The 19,656-nt window shown below is 61.0% G+C and carries 14 protein-coding genes; 9 read left to right on the top strand and 5 right to left on the bottom strand.

Annotated features, from left to right (window positions below; translation table 11 throughout):
- Positions 1 to 257: 257 nt before the first annotated feature.
- Positions 258 to 1,814 (bottom strand): helix-turn-helix domain-containing protein, encoded by a 1,557-nt coding sequence (locus DMP08_RS00350; protein WP_244596703.1) that lies wholly within the window; start codon positions 1,812 to 1,814, stop codon positions 258 to 260.
- Positions 1,815 to 1,942: 128 nt separating this feature from the next.
- Here DMP08_RS00350 and DMP08_RS00355 point away from each other — a divergent pair, with 128 nt between their 5' ends.
- The 4 genes from DMP08_RS00355 to nrfD all read left to right on the top strand — a co-directional run bounded on the left by DMP08_RS00355 (position 1,943) and on the right by nrfD (position 6,433).
- The gene (locus DMP08_RS00355) at positions 1,943 to 2,677 is read left to right on the top strand and encodes a molecular chaperone TorD family protein (protein ID WP_244596704.1); all 735 of its coding nucleotides are present in this window, start codon (positions 1,943 to 1,945) and stop codon (positions 2,675 to 2,677) included.
- A gap of 148 nt (positions 2,678 to 2,825) precedes the next feature.
- Positions 2,826 to 5,021 carry a molybdopterin-containing oxidoreductase family protein gene (locus tag DMP08_RS00360; protein WP_123191032.1) on the top strand — a complete coding sequence of 732 codons (2,196 nt, stop codon included), beginning with the start codon at positions 2,826 to 2,828 and terminating at the stop codon, positions 5,019 to 5,021.
- 1 nt (position 5,022) lies between these two features.
- Positions 5,023 to 5,559, top strand: coding sequence for a 4Fe-4S dicluster domain-containing protein (locus DMP08_RS00365; RefSeq protein WP_123191033.1), 537 nt, complete (start codon positions 5,023 to 5,025; stop codon positions 5,557 to 5,559).
- Positions 5,560 to 5,566: 7 nt separating this feature from the next.
- Positions 5,567 to 6,433 carry an NrfD/PsrC family molybdoenzyme membrane anchor subunit gene (gene nrfD, locus DMP08_RS00370; RefSeq protein WP_123191034.1) on the top strand — a complete coding sequence of 289 codons (867 nt, stop codon included), beginning with the start codon at positions 5,567 to 5,569 and terminating at the stop codon, positions 6,431 to 6,433.
- 176 nt (positions 6,434 to 6,609) lie between these two features.
- Here the strand turns inward: nrfD and DMP08_RS00375 are convergent, their stop codons facing one another.
- Positions 6,610 to 8,184 (bottom strand): helix-turn-helix domain-containing protein, encoded by a 1,575-nt coding sequence (locus DMP08_RS00375; RefSeq protein WP_420541178.1) that lies wholly within the window; start codon positions 8,182 to 8,184, stop codon positions 6,610 to 6,612.
- A 633-nt stretch (positions 8,185 to 8,817) separates the two neighbouring features.
- On the opposite strand from DMP08_RS00375, the gene DMP08_RS00380 reads away from it, so the two are divergent.
- The 5 genes from DMP08_RS00380 to DMP08_RS00400 all read left to right on the top strand — a co-directional run bounded on the left by DMP08_RS00380 (position 8,818) and on the right by DMP08_RS00400 (position 14,270).
- Complete coding sequence (locus DMP08_RS00380; protein WP_123191036.1) at positions 8,818 to 11,265, top strand: DMSO/selenate family reductase complex A subunit; 2,448 nt, start codon at positions 8,818 to 8,820, stop codon at positions 11,263 to 11,265.
- A 29-nt stretch (positions 11,266 to 11,294) separates the two neighbouring features.
- On the top strand, positions 11,295 to 11,909 hold the full coding sequence (locus tag DMP08_RS00385; RefSeq protein ID WP_123191037.1) for a 4Fe-4S dicluster domain-containing protein: 615 nt from the start codon (positions 11,295 to 11,297) through the stop codon (positions 11,907 to 11,909).
- A 171-nt stretch (positions 11,910 to 12,080) separates the two neighbouring features.
- Positions 12,081 to 12,698, top strand: coding sequence for a 4Fe-4S dicluster domain-containing protein (locus DMP08_RS00390; protein ID WP_123191038.1), 618 nt, complete (start codon positions 12,081 to 12,083; stop codon positions 12,696 to 12,698).
- 21 nt (positions 12,699 to 12,719) lie between these two features.
- Positions 12,720 to 13,385 (top strand): Tat proofreading chaperone DmsD, encoded by a 666-nt coding sequence (dmsD, locus tag DMP08_RS00395; protein WP_244596705.1) that lies wholly within the window; start codon positions 12,720 to 12,722, stop codon positions 13,383 to 13,385.
- Positions 13,386 to 13,394: 9 nt separating this feature from the next.
- Entirely contained in the window at positions 13,395 to 14,270 is an 876-nt protein-coding gene (locus DMP08_RS00400; RefSeq protein ID WP_123191040.1) for a dimethyl sulfoxide reductase anchor subunit family protein, read from the top strand.
- Here DMP08_RS00400 and DMP08_RS00405 read toward each other — a convergent pair.
- The 3 genes from DMP08_RS00405 to DMP08_RS00420 form a co-directional block, all read right to left on the bottom strand.
- The gene (locus DMP08_RS00405; protein ID WP_123191041.1) at positions 14,267 to 17,752 is read right to left on the bottom strand and encodes an EAL domain-containing protein; all 3,486 of its coding nucleotides are present in this window, start codon (positions 17,750 to 17,752) and stop codon (positions 14,267 to 14,269) included. The two genes, DMP08_RS00400 and DMP08_RS00405, sit on opposite strands and share 4 nt — an antisense overlap.
- A gap of 400 nt (positions 17,753 to 18,152) precedes the next feature.
- The gene (locus DMP08_RS00415) at positions 18,153 to 19,022 is read right to left on the bottom strand and encodes a dimethyl sulfoxide reductase anchor subunit family protein (protein WP_123191043.1); all 870 of its coding nucleotides are present in this window, start codon (positions 19,020 to 19,022) and stop codon (positions 18,153 to 18,155) included.
- Positions 19,022 to 19,654: a 4Fe-4S dicluster domain-containing protein gene (locus tag DMP08_RS00420; RefSeq protein ID WP_123191044.1), complete on the bottom strand. Its 633-nt coding sequence runs from the start codon at positions 19,652 to 19,654 to the stop codon at positions 19,022 to 19,024. Before DMP08_RS00420 ends, DMP08_RS00415 begins: the two co-directional genes overlap by 1 nt.
- Positions 19,655 to 19,656 lie beyond the last annotated feature (2 nt).

Below are 19,656 nucleotides of genomic sequence, written 5' to 3' on the forward strand. Positions count from 1 at the left end.
TCGCCTTTTTCGGGCGGCGTCCTTCTTTTCGAATGCGCCGCGCTCGCTGGAGCTGCGCTTGGGGTTAAGCGGTGGCGCCCCGGAATCTTGGAATGTGGGCGCGAATCGGCACCTGTGACAAAATAATCGGGCGCCGAGGGCGTGCTTTCTGGCAGCTTGTTGACAAAAGGCCTGGTCGCATTTTGAAACGCGGTCGGTATATGGCTCCATACGCTGCGCAAATTGTCACAGGTGCCGATTCGCGCCCACGCGGTGCGCTATCGGTACGTTTCGATCAGGTCGATGATCTGCTGCTTCGAATGCAGCTCGGTTTTTTCCAGGATACGCCGCGTATGGGTGCGAATGGTGTTCTCCGACACGAACAGCGCTTCTGCGATGACCTTGGCTGATCGTCCGCGTGCCAAATAGGGAAGCACTTCCGATTCACGACGGGTCAAGCTGAAGTCCTCGGCGATCATGTCGTAGATGGCCTGGTCTGAACTCGGCGAATTCGGCCCAGGAGGAGCTTGGGATCCTGGCGTTTCGGGCTGTGCGTGCGGCGGTGCGGTTTGCGATTTCGACGCGTCGGCGGAGGCCTCGATGCGTTTTTCGGAGGGTTCCGCGGGCGTTGCGCCCTCGGACTTTTTGCGCGCGACGTAGAAAAGGCCCAGCATGGCCAGCACGTATACGCCTCCGGTGGACACGCCGACGATGAGCATGGAGGGGGTGCCGGGAATGAGCATGAGCAGATACCCGATGCCGATGCCCACCAGTCGCGCAAGGATGGACAGCGCCCGCACGATGCCGCCCACCACGAATCCCGACACGGCGTAATCGTAGGCGGTCGAAGCCACCATGTACCAGATGATGACGTCGAACACGCCGTAGCTTGCGCTCATCACAACGTTAAGAACCACGGGGTTCGTCTCCCAGAAAAACGGCATGACGGCGAACAGGACCACGATGACAGGCACGATCACGCGGTACGCCAGTGCCAGATCCATTCGCTTGTTCGCGTAGAGCACCAAGCCGATGAGCCCGACCGCTACCGCAAGATCTGCGACGAGCGGGATCTGGTGGGCTTCGTTGACCGAGCCGACCGACAACACGGTCATTTCCCATACGAACCCGAACAACAGCGACAATACCAAGCTTGCTACGATAAGCGTTACCAGCGAACCGAGCGCAGAAAGGTAGCGCTTGGGCGTTGTAGCGCTTGCGTGGCCTCCGTCAGGAGCTTCGTCGCGACAGCGGTGCAGGCACGCCAGCGACAGAACGGGCAGCGGGATCATGAGTGCAAGAGGCGGCACGCCGGCAAGTTCGGCGGCAAGCGAGATCGCCAGGAATAGCGCTGCGCTCACCAAAAACGCCGCCGGGATGTAAAACGAGGTTCGTGACGGGTGCATGCGTCCCAGGCATTCCGCCCAGCTTCCCCAGTAGTATCCGTAGCCGATGCCGGTCAGCGCGCCGCCGCCTGCTAGCATCACGATTATCGCCTCTTCGCTTCCCATGCGGCCCGCGCTTGCAAGGGCGATGATTCCCGCTATGATGCATGCGCAGAACAGCTTTCCGGGAAGCCGGTCGATGGCGGAGGGATTGCGTTCCATGAAAGCGGCCATGGCGAAGAGCGTGGTCATGTTCGTCACGAACGAAACCAGCACGACAAACGTTTCGTACCCGGGCGTGTTCGCCGGACCCGCAAGCAGAATGGAGCTGCGGAACGTGAGCATGCTGCATGCCCAGAAAAACGCAAGCCCGACATGACGAAGCCTCAGCGTTTTCCATACCATGCGCATGCTGCGCCGCCCACGAGTGGCGATCAGCGGATCGCTCAAAAGCTTACCTCCTTGCAGCGACGCGCTTCGACGAGTGCGCGCCCTTGGTTGCAGTTTCCTAATAATGGCTTATCTACCAGGCAAAATATCTAAATCACCAGAAACTGATTACCTGCCAGGTTTTCCAGATGCCTACGATTGTCCCGACGAGAGAGGACGAGATCATGCAGGCGGAACTGGCTTTGGCACGTACATTATCACTTATTGCGCCCCTGTTTACATGTTTAAGCGAAGAGGAATACGCACAGGTTCTGCAAAGCGGTGCGGGGGAGTGCGCGCGAAGCGTTGCACGCAGCTTGGCCCGGTCGTGCGATGAGGCCGATTCATGGGAGCGAGCGCTGTCGGCGTCGTTCGGCTGGTCCGACCGCGCTGCGTTTCAGTATAGCGTGCTCTCATCCGGGATGCCGCTTGCGGCGTTGCCCGTGGAGTCTTTGTACAAGCCGTGGTCCCAAGAGCCGGGCAACGGCTATGGGGCATCGCGCGGCTTGTTCCTGGGGGATTCCGCCCGGCACATGCAGGTCGTGTACCGCTCGCTCGAGATAGACGTTCCCGCGCGGTTCGCGGCTGCTCCCGATCATCTTTCGCTGCTGCTGGACCTGTTGGCTTTGTACGTGAAGTGCGAAAACCGCGTTGCTGCGCGCGATCTTGTTGCCGACCACTTCGATTGGCTTGAAAGCTACGACGGGACTCTTTCCCGTCGGGCTGAAGAAGCGCCGCTGCTATTCGGCTCTGGTGCCCATGTTCATGCCGATACGCTTGACGCGGTGCTGCGCGGCATCGCACGGGTGCGAGCGCTGCTCGGCGTGACGCAGCGCTTGGCGAACGAGATTGCTGCGCGATCGGGTCAGCCTGCGCTGGCGTGAGGGCTTTTCCGGCGGTTCGACGCATGCGCGCGTCGAACCGTTCCAAGGGATCATCCGCTGCATGCAGCGGTGTTCGAGTATTCGAGGCGTTTCGACGCCGATAGACGAGCAAAGACGAGATTCGACAACAAGGAAAGGAAGAGGCGGAATGTTCATTTCGGATGTTTCAAGGCGAACGTTTCTGAAGGGAACCGCGGCGACGGCGGCCCTTGCAGCAGCGGGTTCGCTTTCGGTGGGCGCGTGGCGCGCTCAAGCTGCCGAGGTCGGTGGGCAAGCGGGCAAGACGGTGGAGGCTCCGTCGCTGTGCAACGGATGCTCCAGCAAGTGCGGGCTGGTTGCCACAACGGTTGACGGGCGGTTGTGGACGCTGCGCGGCAACGAAATTCACCCGTACGCCCAAGGCCGTATCTGCGCCCGCGCCCACGGCTTGGCTCAGCTGGCGTATTCCGACGAGCGCGTGACCCAGCCGCTGCGCCGCAAGGAGGACGGCTCGTTCGAGCCCATCGACTGGGACACTGCGTTTGCCGAAATAGGGCAGAAGGTGAAGGACGTCATCGCTCAAAGCGGGCCGGAATCGTTGGCCATCATCCAGGATCCGCGTCCGTCGGGCAAGCAGTACTCCAAGCGCTTCATGCACGCGCTGGGGTCGCCGAACGTGTACGCGCACTCCTCGTCGTGCAACCTGTCGAAGGAAAGCGCCTATCAGCTGGCCATCGGGGCTACGGGTTTCTCGAACGATTTCGCCAACGCGAAGATGGTCATGTTCATCGGCCGCAGCTACGGCGACGGCATTCGCCCGTCGTCGGTGCATAGCTTGGCCGACGCCGCCGAACAGGGGACGCGCGTGGTCGTGGTGGACCCGCGCCTGAACAACTCCGGCATTTTCGCCACCGATTGGGTTCCCATCAATCCTGGAACCGATCTGGCGCTGCTCATGGCCATGGCGAACGTGCTTATTGAAGAGGACTTGTACGACCATGATTTCGTCGAGCAGTGCACCTACGGCTTCGACGAGTTCGCCGCGCAGGCCAAAGAATACACGCCGGCCTGGGCTCAGGAGATAACCGACGTGCCGGCTGAGCGCATCAAGGAGCTGGCCCGCGCCATGGCCGCTGCCGCTCCCGCCGCGTCCATCGAGTCTGGATGGCGTTCGGTTATCGGTTGTTCGTACAAGAACTCGCTCGAAACGGCGCGCGCCATCACGGCGATCAATGCCCTGTTGGGCAGCTGGGGCGCGAAGGGCGGCGCGTTGATCACGTCCTCGCCCAAGGTCGGCGCCATTTCTGACGCTCGTTTCGCCGAGCCGCCGAAGCCCGAGGCGAAGCGCATCGGCGACGAGGAGTATCCGCTGGTGCTTCCAAGCGCGGGCACGAACGTGGCTGCACTGCAGGCAGCGCTTGACGGACGACTGAAGGGCCTGTTCTTCTACAATTCCAACGCGGCGAAGGGCTACGCGCAGCCGAAGGCGTGGACCGAGGCATTGGGCAAGGCCGACCTTGTGGTGACCATTGACGTGCAGATGTCCGAAACGGCGCTTCAGTCCGATTACGTGCTGCCCGAGGTGACGTATCTCGAACGTTTGGAGCTGCCCGAATTCGTGGGCGGCAAGAAGCACTTCGTGGGCATGCGCACGGTGGTCCTGGACCGGATTCATCCGGAAACGAAGACGTGCGACGAGATATTCAACGGCTTGGCGCAGGCGTGCGGTGTAGGGCGATTCTTCCAGTTCACGGCTGAAGACTGGACTGCTGCGCAGTTGGCTACGGTGGGCGTTGACATTGAGGATTTGAAGCGCGAGGGCGTGATGGAGCTTTCCGCTGCCCCCTTCGAATACGGTCCTCCGAAGTTCAAGACGGCATCGGGCAAGTTCGAGTTCAAAACGGACAAGTTCGCCGAAGCGGGACTCAACCCGGTGATCGGTTGGATTCCGCGCAAGGTGGTGTTCAAGGAAGGGGAGTTCGCCATCGTCGGCGGCAAGCAGGGCATTCACTCCCATACCATGACGCAGAACATCGAAGCGCTGCATGCCATCTCGCGCGAGTATCACATGGAGCGGCTGTGGATGTCGGCCAAGGACGCCCAGGACATAGGCGTTGAAACCGGCGATACGGTCGAGGTGTCGTCAAGCGAGCATACCGGCCAGGTGGAAGTTCGCGTGACGCAGCGCCTCAAGCCGGGCGTGGTGTTCCTGCCAACGCATTACGGTGGAGATTCCCCTGCTCAAACGCGCGCGTATCGGTACGGCATCAGCCTGACCGATTTCATTCCGCTTGATGCGGAGCCGGGCGTGGGCTCGATGATGAGCCAGGAAGTGGCCGTTACGGTGAAGAAGGCGGGGGCGTAGCATGACACGGTACGGAATGCTTATCAATACAAAGAAGTGCGTGGGATGCTCGGCGTGCCGCGTAGCGTGCCAGATGAAGAACCATCTGGAGCCGACGGAATCGTTCATCAAGTATCACGAGATCGAAACGGGGGAGTACCCCAACGTGTACAACGAGGTCGTTCCCACTCAGTGCATGCACTGCGAGGACGCGCCGTGCGCGGCAGTCTGCCCGACGCACGCCACCTACATCACCGATTCCGGCGTGGTGCTGGTGGACGCGGAGAAGTGCATCGGCTGCAAGTACTGCATGGCCGCGTGTCCTTACGGCGCGCGCATCGTGCAGGAGTCAACTGGCGTGGTGGAGAAGTGCCGCTTCTGCTGGGACGGCCAGAACCCGGGCAACCCGCCGGCATGCGTGGGAACCTGCATTTCGGGCGCGCGCATCTTCGGCGATCTGGACGATCCCAACAGCGAGATCAACCAGGCTATCGCGCATTACCATGCGCAGCCGCTCGCTGACAATCTGACCGTTTCGAAAATCTATTACGTGAGGTGATGAAGCCATGGTTTGGGGACCTATGATCGCGTGGTACCTGTTTTTGGCCGGCGCGTCGGCGGGGGCGTTTCTAACGGCCGCGTTCGTCGAGGCCAAGTACCCCGAAAGCGTGAAGATGCGCGTGGCCGGGCGCATTATCGCGCCCATCTTTCTGGGCATCGGCCTGCTCATGCTCATGCTGGATGCTGAAGCCGGGTTGCACAATCCGCTGCGCTTTTTCCTGCTTGTTTCCAATCCCGGGTCGGTTATGACGCTGGGCGTGTACTTCATCTGCATCTACATGCCCGTCGCCCTGGCAGCTGCGGTGCTTGAGCTTTTGAAGCGGCGCGTGCCGAAGTGGCTCATGTGGATCGGCGTCGTGTTCGCGTTTGCCGTGGCGGCCTACACGGGCTTTTTGCTGGGCGTGGTGAAGGCGTTCCCGCTGTGGAACAACGCCATTTTGCCCATCCTGTTCGTGGTGTCGGCGCTGTCTGCGGGTTTGGCGGCAACGTCGCTGGTGGGGCTTATCGTGGATCGCGAGCGCTTCGAGCAGATGTGGCTCGTTAAGAAGTCGCACGTGGTTCTGTCCGTTGTCGAGATTGTGGTTCTTGCGACGATGCTGGTTATCGTGAGCGCTGGCAGCTACGAAGGCGCCGCGTCGGTGCAGTCGCTGGTGGCCGGTCCGTATGCGCCGGCGTTTTGGGGCGGCATTGTGCTGCTGGGCCTGATGGCGCCGCTTCTGATCGAGGGCTATCCGGTGTTCATCGCGAAGCGCGTGGAAACGTCCACGACCTCGCTTGCGGTGAGCGCGGTGGGTGAGGCCGGCGTGCTGGTGGGCGGCTTCCTGTTGCGCCTGCTGGTTATTCTGGCGGCGCTTCCGGTCATGTACTTGTAAGCATATTCGTGCATCCGCCGGGTTTCTCGGCGGATGCGAAGGCGGCCCGCGCTTCCCCCTCCTGCGGCGCCGCTGGTCTTCCTCCCTGGGGCGCCGCGACTTCCTCCCCTTTCTCTTCGCGGCGCCCCCTCGTTTTCTTCGCTGTCGTTCGTTGGTTTTGGCCGCTAGATGCGCGGCTATTCCTTCAAATCGTTGGGGTCGAAGGCTTCTATCAAGTCCAACAACTCCTGCTTCTTGTGAATGGCCAGCTTGGTGTAAATGCGCTTGGAGTGGGTGCGGATGGTGTTTTCGGATACGACCAACTCCTCCGCGATGCGCGCGACCGTGTTTCCGCGCGCGATAAGTTCCATGACCTCGGCTTCTCGTGCGCTCAGGCGGTAATGCTGCTGCAAAAGCGCCGCCTGCTTCGAGATGCGGTCTTGGTATACGGGGGCGATGTCGGCTCGTGTTTCGGCTGGCTTCGTGCGTGTGGATTGCCGTTTTTTCGAGGTTGCGGGCGTTTCCGCGGGGTCTTTCGCCGCTTTCTTGGCGCTTTCCGCTTCGTCGATGGGCCGCGCTTTCTCTCCGCGCGGACGCAGGGCGACCAGCTCGATGCTTGCTGCCGCCTCGTGCTGCGCGCCTTTCTCCGCATGGCGCAGAATGCGCTTGAAACCGCCTTGTCCCACGAAGTACATGAGGCCCAGCAAATACACGGCCACCAAGGCAACGACCGCGATCGGCGTAATGCCTATGACCATGATCCGCTCTGCGAATACGCCTCCCGCAAAGCCGACGTCGTGCAGCACGTACACGATGCCCGCAAAGAAGCCGTAGATGAATACCGGGTTGATGCCGCGATCGCGCGACGCCTGCGCGCACTGGATCATCATGAGCATGATGGCCACGCTGTACACCGCATACAAAACGGCGGCCAGCCAGCGCTGATACTCCACCGGGAAAAACGGCAGCAGCAAAAACGACGTGATGACGAAGGGGAAGAATATGCGGTAGGCTCCCACCACGTTCACGCGCAGGTTCTTGAACTGCCACAACGCCAGAAGCACCACCGCGGTGGTAAGCGATCCTCCCATGGACAGCACGTTCACCAGCGATCCCACCGAAGGTTCACCGATGGCTAGCGCCCGCATGATGCCCGTGCAAAATCCCAGCGCGCCCACGCACAGGGCGCTGCGCCAGTAGTCTTCGATCACGCGCTTGTACACGCGCGGATGGTCGCGCGGCACGTCTTGGAACATGGCTTGGTCGCGATCGATACGGCGACTTTTCAGCGCAATGGTCAGGCCGAACAGTGGAAGAAACACCAAAGGGATGAGAAACGCCGTGACGGCTTGGGGTATGAGGTACAGCGAAAAGTACAGCAGCGCTCCCCATGCCGTGCCCAGGATGAGGTCGCGGTTGCCCGAGTCGGAGTCTTGGCTCGCGAACAGGCGCTGCCACAGCATGTAGAATCCGGCGGAACCCAGGCCTAGCAGCGCGCCGCCGGCAACGACGAGCGAAAGCTTGTAGCTGTCAAGGTAGATGGCGGCTATCAGGCAGCACCACCCTAGCAGGTACGGCGCGGTGGCCAGCCTTACGATGAACGTGCGCGTGGGCGCGGGGAAGAAGTACACGCCCAGTGCGCTTGCGAAATAGCTGAAGGAGAATACGAGCGACTGCGCCAAAAAGAACCAGAACACGATTTCCTGCGTTTGGAATTCCATGGGCAAAAACGGGAACACGCCGCCCCAGACGCCGGCTGCGTTGATGGCGATGAACAGTCCGTAGCCAAGCGACGTGACGTTCGGCTTCAGGATATGGACGATGTTCTTGAAAGACACGATTGCTCCCTGCTGAGTTGAAGAGCGTTTGTGCCTGTGCAGTATACCCGACTTTGATGGCGCGGCAAGCGGTTCTGGAGCTTGGCTTGGCGGCGCAGGGGTCCGCACGGCCGAGACGCGTTCGATTGCATGACGTCCGCGGCGTTGGCGCCGCTTTGAGAGGGGACGTGCGTTCGCAAATCGGGTTCGCTGGCAGGTTCTGACGGTTTGAGGTTGTTGCGTCGGGCAAGCGAGGTGCGCCCTGCGGCACGCGGAAGAAGCCTCCTGCGACGGCATTGCCGTTGGCGCGCCGTGCTGCATAACGAGGGGCCTACAAGGTTATCTGCCCCGAAGCGACTGTATGTGATAGTCTCTGACCTGGACATACTTCAAATTCGCATATTTTATGTGACACGCCGACAAGCGCCCTCTCCTAGAATGACGGTAGCTTTTGAGCAAGGGGGAGGGATCGGGCGCATCGTTGCCTGGTGCACGGGTTGCCGTTTCTTTCCCGCTTGGAAGGCTACGGCTCGCAGGACGAGGCGAGCCGGTTGGCAAGACGAGGAAGATAGAGGAGAGGGAGGGAACATGCTAGGTTCTAATGACTCCACGCTGTCGCGCCGCACGTTCGTGAAGGGCTCGACGCTCGCCGGTTTGGGCGCTGCTGCGCTCGGAAGCGGCGCGCTGTTCGGTTGCTCGCCCAAGGCGGAAGCGCCGAAGGACGAGGCCGCCGACGCGAAGGTGACGGGTGCGAGCACCGTGGGCGCCGAGGAGACCATCACCTGGGGCCACTGCGCCATCAACTGTCCGGGCCGCTGCAGCTTGAAGTTCCACGTGCAGGACGACGAGGTTGTATGGGTGGATACCTATACCAGCTCCGATGCCGGCTTCGACGATCCGCAGCCTCGCGCTTGCTTGCGCGGCCGCAGCTATCGTCGCTGGATGAACAGCCCGGATCGCCTCAACTATCCCATGAAGCGCGTCGGCAAGCGCGGCGAGGGCAAGTGGGAGCAGATCAGCTGGGAAGAGGCCATCGAGACTTCCATGACGAAGCTCAAAGAAGTCATCGAGAAGTACGGCAACGAGGCCGTGTACGTCCCGTACGCCACCGGCGTGTCCGCAACCACGTCGCGTCCGTTCAACCGCGTGCTGAACTTGGTGGGCGGCTACCTGAACTACTACAACAGCTATTCCACGGCGCAGATATCCTGCATCACGCCGTACATGTACGGCGCCAAGGGCAGCGGCGGCAGCTCGTTCAGCGCCGCGCGCGACTCTGCCCTTATCCTGATTTTCGGTTCCAGCCCCACGGAAACGCGTCAGGGCGGCCTGACCACGCACTACGACTGGGTGAGTCTGCGCGAGAAGACCGGCGCGAAGATCTACATGATCGACCCCCGCATGAACGACTCCATCATGGGCCACTCCGATCAGTGGCTGCCCATCAACCCGGGCACCGACGCCGCGCTCATCGCCGGCATTGCCCATGAGCTGATCGCCAACGACATGGTTGACCTTGACTTCCTGCATACGTATTGCGTGGGCTACGACGAGGAGACCATGCCGGAATCGTACCGTGGCAAGAACATGTCCTACCGTGCCTACATCATGGGCGAGGGCTACGACATGGTGGAGAAGACCCCCGAGTGGGCCGCGAAGATCACCGGCATCCCCGCCGATCGCATCCGCAGCTTGGCTCAGGAGATCGGCACCACCAAGCCGCTCTACGTGAACCAGGGCTGGGGTCCGCAGCGCCGCAGCAACGGCGAATGGACGGCGTGGTCCATCATGACCCTGCCGTGTCTCGTCGGCCAGGTGGGCCTGCCGGGCACCAGCAACGGCACGCGTGAAGCGCGCAACGCTCCTTCGCTGGGATCGCTGCCCAAGGGCGACAACCCGGTAAAGGCTTCCATCCCGTGCTTCCTGTTCACCGATGCCATCGATCACGGTCCGGAAATGACCTCGAAGAACGCAGGCGTCAAGGGCGTCGACCAGCTGTCCACCGGCATCAAGTACATGATCAACTACGCCGGCAACTGCTTGACGAACCAGCATTCGGACATCAACAAGGCGCACGAGGTCTTGGCCGACGAGTCCAAGTGCGAGTTCATCCTGGGCATCGACACGGTGCTGTGCGATTCGCTCATGTACGCCGACGTCATCCTGCCCGACCTGTTCCGCTTCGAGCAGACGTCGCAGATCTCTACGGGTTCCGACACGGGCTACATGATCACGGGCACGGCGTGCACCACGCCGAAGTTCGAGCGCAAGACCGCCTACGAGATGGCCGAGCTCATGGCCGACAAGCTGGGCGTCAAGGACCAGTTCACCGAGGGCAAGACCGAGGATGACTGGATCAAGAGCATCTACGAAACCTCTCGCGAAAAGGACGAGAAGCTTCCCACGTGGGACGAGGCCGTGGAGATGGGCGTGTACACGCGCGACTACGCTCCGGTTATCTCCATGAAGAAGTTCCGCGACGACCCCGTGGCCAATGCGCTTGAGACGCCATCGGGCAAGATCGAGATCTTCTCCGAGAAGCTGCTGCAGTTCACCGAGGGCTGGGAGCTGACCGACGGCGATACGCTGCCCGGTATGGATACGCTGCCCCCGATCCCCGCATACATTCCCGAGTGGTACGGCGTGGAGACGACCACCGACGAGTATCCGCTGGTGCTCAACGGCTTCCACTATCGCGGCCGCATCCACTCCTCGTGGGGCTTCATGCCCGAGCTGAAGGAAGTCAATCCGCAGGAGGCATGGATCAACCCGGCCGACGCGGCTTCCCGCAACATCAAGCAGGGCGATACCGTGCAGGTCAAGAACGAGTTCGGCTCCATCGAGCTGTTGGCGAAGGTCACGCCGCGTACGCTTCCGGGCGTGGTGGCCGTGTCCCAGGGCGCTTGGTACGACGGCGATCGCAAGGGCGGCGTGGACAAGGGCGGCAGCATCAACACGCTGACCACCCAGCGCCCCTCTCCTCTGTCGAAGGGCAACCCCCAGCACACGAACATCTGCCAGGTTGCGAAGGCGTAAGCGGCGAGCTTCAGGAAGGATGATATATCATGTCTCAAATGGCATTCTACTTTGACGGCACGCGCTGCACCGGTTGCAAAACCTGCGAGATGTCGTGCAAGGATTTCAACGATCTGGGCGTGGGCCTGACGTTCCGCAAGGTCTTCGAGGCCACGCTGGGCGAGACCACGCGCGACGCCGACGGCGCGATCACCACGACGTGCGTCAGCTATCCGGTGTCCATGTCGTGCAATCACTGCGACAGCCCGGTCTGCATGTCCAAGTGCCCGCAGGCGGCTATCTCGAAGAATCCGGAAACGGGTTTCGTCGAGGTCGACCGCGAGAAGTGCATCGGCTGCGGCACCTGCGCTCTGACGTGCCCTTACGGTGCTCCGAAGGTCGACGAAGAGGCCAAGAAATCGGTCAAGTGCCACGGTTGCGCCGATCGCGTTGCCGCCGGCATGAAGCCGGTGTGCGTGGAGGCCTGCCCGGCTCGCGCCCTTGACTTCGGCACGGCCGAGGAGATGGCGAAGCTGGGAGAGCGCGCCAACATCGCGCCGTTGCCCGACGTATCGGAAACCACCCCGAACTTCTTCATCAAGGCTTCTGCGGATGCAAAGCCGGTGGGCGGCGCCGAGGTTGTCAACCCGCTTGAGGTTGCGTAGGTTCGATCGCCTGCATGCGGACGGTCGACGGATGTGCGACCCTCTTGCCGAGGGTTCGTGAATCCGCTTGACGCTCCGTAGGACAAAGGCGGGGTACGCTAAAATAGGCGTGCCCCGCCTTTTCGGTAGGGGCGTGTGCGCTCGGATGTTGACGAAAGGGGGGATCGTTGCATGTCTCAGCAGGCATTCTTTTTTGACGGGTCACGTTGCGCCGGGTGCAAAACCTGCGAATTCGCCTGCAAGGACGCATACGATCTTGACGTGGGCACGGCGTATCGCAAGGTGTACGAATACACCGGAGGCGAAACGGTTCGCCTGGGAGACGGCTTCGTCACCACGTGCTTCGCATACAGCGTGTCGGTGTCGTGCTGCCATTGCGACAATCCGGCGTGCGTGCGGGTGTGCCCGACCGAGGCTATGCACAAGGAAGCTGAATCGGGTCTGGTGCTGGTGAATGCGCGCCGTTGCATCGGCTGCGGTTACTGTCACCTGTCGTGCCCGTACAACGCCCCGAAGGTCGATCGCAAAAAAGGGCATTCCGTGAAATGCCACGGTTGCCGAGATCGCCTTGACGAGGGAAAGAAGCCGGTGTGCGTCGAGGCTTGCCCGGCGCGCGCTTTGGATTTCGGCCCGTTCGAAGCCATGGAAAAGCTTGGACGTCGTGCGGATATCGCCCCGCTTCCCGAGGCTTCGGCAACGGCTCCGAACCTGTTCGTGCGGCCGTGCTTGGACGCAAGGCCATCGGGGTCGAAGGACGGGCGCATCGTGAATCCGCTTGAAGTGCTGTAAGCGAGCCGATAGAAAACAAGCATGAGGGAGAGAGGACTGCTCATGGAGGAACATAAGGATCTGGTGCTCGAAGCCGTTGCCTTTGCGGGCGAAACGCTCGCGCCGTTTTTCTTACAGGATCCGAAAACGGGCGATGCGAAGGAGGCGTTCGCTGCGATGGCTGCGCTCGATGTTGAAGCCGCCGCCGCTGAATGGCCCTTTGCGGACAAGGAAGAGGCGCGTCGCGACCTAGGCTTGATTGTGCAAGGGCTTGCGAACGGCATTGACGATGAGGCTTTGGTCTGGGAATATCGTCGCTTGTTCATCGGCCCCGCCGTGAAACCGGCTCCCCCGTGGGGCTCGGTGTACACGGATCGCGAGTGCGTGGTGTTCGGCAAGAGCACGCTTGAGCTGCGCGCCTGGATGCGCGAGCAGGGCATCGAGCGCCTCACCGACGATAAGACGCCCGAGGATCACATCGGCCTGATGCTTGCGCTCATGGCCTGGATTGCCCGCGAGAAGCCGGAAATACTCGACGATTTTATGCGCTTGCACCTGCTTACCTGGTCTTCTCATTTTCTCGGCCAGCTGGCTGAAGCAGCCGAGCAGCCGTTTTACGAGGGCCTTGCCCTCCTGACGAAAGCGTCGCTTGAGGGGATTCAAGACGAGCTGGGGCTCGAGGTTGTCTACCCGCGGTTCTATCGCTAAAGGACGCTTGTGATCACGGGATTCGACACCGCTTTCAGCGAGATCACGCTGGTGCTGTTCACGACGCTTGCGCCATCGGGCGTTGTCGCGTACTTGTGCATGGCCCTGCCCGTGCTGGCGCGCAGCACCGATGCGGCCATGCGCCAGCGCCTCAATGTGTTTCTTGCTGCTCCGTTGATCGTATCCATGGCGGGCTTGGTGGCTTCGGCCACGCATCTGGGTAATCCCGCGAACGCGCTCTACGTGTTTGTAGGCGTCGGGCGCAGTCCGCTTTCCACCGAGGTGTTCTGCGCGGTGCTGTTCTTGGCGCTTGCCGGTTTGTACTGGCTGTACTGCTTTGCGGAGCACCCGCGCCCGCTGTTGCAGCGTCTGTGGCTGATGGCGGCGATGGCTGCTGGCGTTGGATTTGTGATTGCGGTTGCTTTTGCGTACGCGGCCGAGACCATCGTGTCGTGGCGCACGGTGTACGTGCCGCTTAACTTGGTATTGAATTCCCTGGTCGGAGGTCCTGTTCTTGCGATCGCGGGCCTGTGTGCGGCAGGATATGGGGGCGTGCGCGGTCGTTGGGGCCGGGTTTTGGTTGCTGCAGCTGCAGCTGCTCTTGCGCTCAATGTGGGAGGCTTTGCTTTGCAAGGGGCCGAGCTTCCCCTTATCGATAACTCGTTTACCACGGCGGCCGACCTGGTTCCGGGTTTCGGGGCGATGGTCGGCGTGTTCGCCGCTGCGGGCGCGCTGGCCGTAGGTTTGGACGCGTTCGCCTTATGGGGTTGTTCGCGCTTGAGCGTGCCCGGTGCGCTTGCCGCGGCGGGGTCTGCCCTGGTTGGCATTTTCGTCATGCGGTTTGCGTTCTACATGATGCACATGACCGTGGGAATAAGCATCTAGGGAAGCTGGTCGTGGCCGCGCGCTTGCTGCTGGTCGGGATCGTATACGAAGAAGCGGCCTCTTCCCGCTTCCTTTGCCTGCCGTAGCGCCACATCGGCTTTTTCGTAAGCCTGCTCGAAGCTGGTTGCGTGATCGGGAACAAGGGAGACGCCTGCGCACACCGAAAGGCCGATGAACTGGCCGGGCTCGGCTTCCGTTTCCCAGGTTCTTTCGCACAGCGCCCGCATGCGCTCGGAAGCCTCTTCCTTCGAAACGCCCTCGCAGTACGCCACGAACTCGTCTCCGTCCCAACGACAGATAAGGGATTCCTTGCAAAGGGCCGTGCGGAGGTGGCGACTCATGTGCGAGAGCGCAGTGTCTCCGCACAGGTATCCGTAGCGGTTGTTGATCGACTTGAAGCTGTCCAGATCGATGATGGCGAAGGCTCCCACGGCCTTTCTCTCAACCGTTTTCTCAATCAGGTTATGGATGCGCGTCATGCCCGTTTGGCGGTTGGGCAGGCCGGTAAGAGCGTCGTGGTCAACCTGGCTTTCAAGTTTTAGTTCGCGGCGTTTGCGCTGGTCGATATCAATTGCGTACAGGTAGACGTACACGTCGCCGGTTTCGTCGAAGCGGATCAGGTGGTAATTGAGCTCGGCCCAAAACGCGGTGTCGTCGATCAGGTCTTCGTCGGCGCTTTCACCGTTTTCGTAAAACGGCGAGAATTCAAGCTTCGCTTGACGGTATTCCAGCTTTCGCGAGCTTATGCCTTGCGCGAAATCGTCGAGCATGCGGTTTTGGTCCAGGAACCTGCGCACTGCTTCTTCGTCGTGGTTCGTTCGGATGACGCTTTTCAAAACGTCATCCACGTCGTGCATGCTCCAGTCTTCGAAGCGCACGCCAAGTTTTTCGTTCAGGAGCGCTCGGTCCTGCTCGTTCAGAAATGCCTTGCGCGAAAGGTTGATGTACCAATGATTCATCGCCGGAGCGCCCAGTAGCTCGAATGCGTGGCCAAGCTGCGTTACAGAGCCGAGCGAGGCCATGGCGTGCGTGCGCTGGTTGGTTACGTCTTCCACCGAAGCGTAGAACAGGCGGCGCTCCTCTTGGTGGCTCAGGAAAAACACGCGTGCTTTCATCCACATGAGATCGCCGTTGATGCGGTAGCGACGGGCTACGCCTTGCGCCCCGGTGACGGGGTGGCGTTCCGCCTCGTCGAAGACGCTCATCACCATGCCCAGATCATCAGGGTGAATCTGCTTCCAGATGACAGCCCGGCGCTCCTTGAGGGCGGCCGGGTTGCAACCGGTCACATGATAGTAGGCGTTGTTCACTTGCAGTAGTTCGTAGTGATCGTCGTATACGGCGTAAACGGCCATGCCTCCAATGAGGTTGTTCAGCATGGTACGGCTGACGCCGTTGTCGCGCATGAGGGCCTGCATGTCTATGGTGGGCACCGTGGCATCAAGAATGCCGTGGCGATCGATGGCGTCTTCATTGTTCAAAAGCGCTTCGAGATCCGTTGTGCACATGGGCTTGTGGAAATGGTAGCCCTGGGCGTATTCGCAGCCGATGTCCTGCAGAAAAGCGACCTGCTGTTCCGTTTCGGCTCCTTCGGCGACAACGCGAAGGTCAACGAGCCGGGCCATGGATACGATGGCTTCCAAGATGCTTTCGCCCCGACGAGCGTTTCGTTCTTGGGAGAGGAATCCCATGTCGATTTTCAGCACGTCGACGTTGATGTCCTTGAGCATGTTGAGCGAAGAGTACCCGCTGCCGAAGTCGTCCATGAAGATGACGTACCCTAAGTTCCTCAACCGATTGACCATGTCGGTTATTTTTTCGTCTTCAGCGTACGCGCCTTCGGTTATCTCGATTCCCAGAAGCGATCTGTCAATCCCGTAACGCTTGGTCAGATCCTCGATGGCTTCCGGCACCTCAATGGTATGGATGTCTGCGCGCGATACGTTCACGCTGACGGGCAGCGGGTCTATGCCGCGGTTGATCCAGTCGCGCAGCTGGCGGCATACGGCTTCCCATACATACAGGTCAAGCGATGTCACGAACCCGTTTCGTTCGAGCACCGGGACGAATTCGCCGGGCGCGACGATCCCCCGTTCGGGGTGCTTCCACCGCACGAGCGCTTCCAGCCCGACGATGCGCCCCGTGCGTGTGCTGCATTGCGGCTGCCAGTAGGGAACGAACTCGCGGTTTTCCAGGGCTCGCTTGACTTCCAGAAGGATTTTCGTTTCGCTTTCCAGCGCTTCGGTCATGAACGGCCGATAGTGCGATACGCGTTTGGTGTACGATCCTTTGGCGTTGTTCATCGCCGTCATGGCGTGGTCGCAGGCGGTGATGACGGGCGTTCGCGGATAATCGATTTCGCAGATTCCCAGGGCAGGCTGGAAGCCGATGGCGTCTTCGGAGTCGAACGGGGGCATTTTCAGCCGCTTCTCAATGCTTTCCTGCGTGACCAGGCCGCGTGGGAGGATGAGGACGAAATCGTCCCCGCCAAGATGCCCGGCGATCCCGCCCTTGGCGCCTGCGATATCCGACACGTGATCGGCTATGGCGCGCAGCATGTCGTTGCCGGCTTCGTGCCCATGCCATTCGTTGTACAGCTTGAAGTGCTCGATGTCCACGTAGATGGCTTCGTACACGATGCCAGGCGTGCTTTCCAGCAGTTCTTCGGCCTTCCTGTACAGCGTGCTCGCGTTGTACAGGCCGGTTAGCTGATCTCGTTCCCTCAAGGTGACGAGATGGGCCTTCTCCAGGCTGTCTTCCCGTAGCTTCACGTTTGCGTCGATGTCGCAGACGAAGCACATGACCACGATTTCGCTGTCGGGTCCTCGCTTTACGGAAGCAACGTTTTGCGATGTCCAGGCCCAGTCGCCTGATTGCAAGCTTTTGCGGAATTCCCCTTGCAGCGTTCCGCCGGCCTTGTCCAGGCGCTCGGGCATTGTTTCGAGGTCCCAGAATTCCAAAAACCGCTGCATGTCGTCGGGATGCACGAATTCCTCGAACGTTTTTCCCGACGTACCGCCGAACGAGCCTTCAGGCGGCAGCGTTTTGAATTTTCCGGGTTCGCTGCAAAGCGTTTTGTACGTTTGCTCGGTGAGGTTGATCTCGAACAGCTCATCGTAGGAGAGGGGCTCTTTGAGTGCTGTGATCAAGTTTTCTCCTCCGACGCTAATCGGGCGGCTGGAGAACAAGACGCAGGGACCGTGCTCGAACCAATCCAGTTCCAGGCAGGTGGTTTCGTACCACTGCTGCAACCGATTGCTGAACACGGCGGCTTGCGTAACGCGCTCGCTTGCGCCTGGCTGCCAGGGGCAGTCCTTGCACGGTTCCGATTGGTTTCGGAAGCTTTCGTAGCATCGCGCGCCGATGCGCCCGTTGGGAAATACCCTTTGGGCTGCTTGGTCGAGGTGCACGATACGGTATTCGCGGTCTATGACGTATACATGTCCGGTCGACGCATTGTCGTGGAGGCGAGTGCGCGGCATGTGGTCTCCCTTTGGTTCTGCTGGTTGCTCCATTGTAGAGCCTTTGCGTAATGATCAAGACCAGCAGCGGCAAAAAACGGGCATTCTCAAGGGAGAAATCCGGATGCGCGGGAAGCGAACGATGCCGACCGCTTCCTTTCGGGGCTCGTTCGTTAAAGATGCCGGCCCCTGGCTTTCCAGCGCGGAGGGAGAAAGGGGGAAGCGTAAAACCAGGGGCCGGCTGTTGATCTGTCGCGTTGATTCGGAAGGGAGGGAGGAGGACCTTGTCAACGCAACGATAGATCGGCGGAAACGGGGCGTTGGGGGAAGAGGGGCCCCGTTTCCGCCGATCTTCCCGGTGCTTGCAGCTTGATGCCGGGAAGATCGGGCGTCCGGCGCCCGAAGGCGCCGGGGTGAAGCATTAGTACAGCAGGAACACCGAGTATCCCAGCTGGTAGATCAAAACCCTGAACAGGAGCGACGTTGCCACAGCCACGATGGCCGCCACGATCATGAGCGTCTTGGACGCGCCGACCTTCTTCTTGGCCACGAGGGCGCATACAAGGGCCAGCACGGCGCACGCGAGGGCTAGCCAGAACATCATCGCTGCGTCGCCGGTGGTCATGACTGCCAGCAGGCTGTCCACATGCACCGGCGCGGTGGTCATCTGCGTCGGGTCGAGGTAGTGGCCGTAGGAGGCGATGGTCGCGGTGGCGCAAGCGGCCACGTAGATCACGTCGCCCACCAGCTGGGCGATGGCGCCGAAGAAAGACAGGTTGATGGCCGTTTTCTCGACGGCTTCGTCCTTCTTGAGGACTGCGAGGCACCACAGGGCCACCGGACCGAGCAGGCAGGCGTTGCCCAGGTAGAAGGCGATGAGCGCCAGACCCCAGGCGGGGCGGGCCGGCATCAGGTAGGAGTGGGCGGTCGCGCACACCATGCCGACGGCCACGACCAGCGTGACGATGGCCAGCCACTTGGGCAGGGCCTTGTCACCGCGCAGCATCACGAACCAGGCCACGATCACGATGCCCAGCGCCACGCACCCGATAAGCTCTTGAGTGATGCCGGACGTGATATGGCCGAAGCCGTTGAAGATGCGCTCCCAATGCTCCAAGTGCAGGAAGGCGCCGATGCCGCCGATCATCAGGGACGCGAACGACGTGATGAGCGCCGGCATCTGCAGATCGCGACCTTGCCCTTTGATGGCCAAGATGGACATGCTGGCCAGAAGTCCGCAGGTCAGGCAAACGAACAGGGTGAAAATAACCAAAGGCCACTGAGTTTCCATTACTCATCACCTCCTTCCCAATGATGGTCGCGCAAGATGAACGAGAACGCCGGGTCGTTGCCCACGTTGGGCAGGTGATAGATGTCGGACTCCTCGAAAGGCTCCAGGAACTCCGTCATCTTGCGCTGCTTGTCGGCCGAGTCGAACGATCCCACGTAGGAATCCAAGCCCTCTTCCGTGTCGCCCACCCAGCGAGCGTTGCCGCCGCACTGGCTGACGCACTGGGGCAGTTCGCCCTGCAGAAGCTTCTGCTCGCACAGCGTGCACTTCTCGACGACCTTCTCCTCTTCGTTGAGGTAGCGAACGCCGTACGGGCAGGCCATGACGCAGAACTGGCAGCCGATGCACTTTTCCTTGTCGATCTGGATGGAGCCGTCCTCGGCCACATGCGAGGCTTCGGTCGGGCATACCTTCACGCACTCGGGGTTCTCGCAGTGCTGGCAGCCGATGGGCAGGAAGTACATGTACACATCGGGGAACTGGCCCGATCCGCCCGGGATGGGGTTCGGCCCCACGCGGACGACTTTGTTCCAGTAGTTGCCGATGGGCACGTTGTTCACGGCCTTGCATGCAACCGAGCAGGCCAGGCAGCCCACGCAACGGTTGAGGTCGGTGATGATAGCCTTCGTCATGT

The sequence above is a fragment of the Paraeggerthella hongkongensis genome (assembly GCF_003726035.1).
Lineage (GTDB): Bacteria > Actinomycetota > Coriobacteriia > Coriobacteriales > Eggerthellaceae > Paraeggerthella > Paraeggerthella hongkongensis.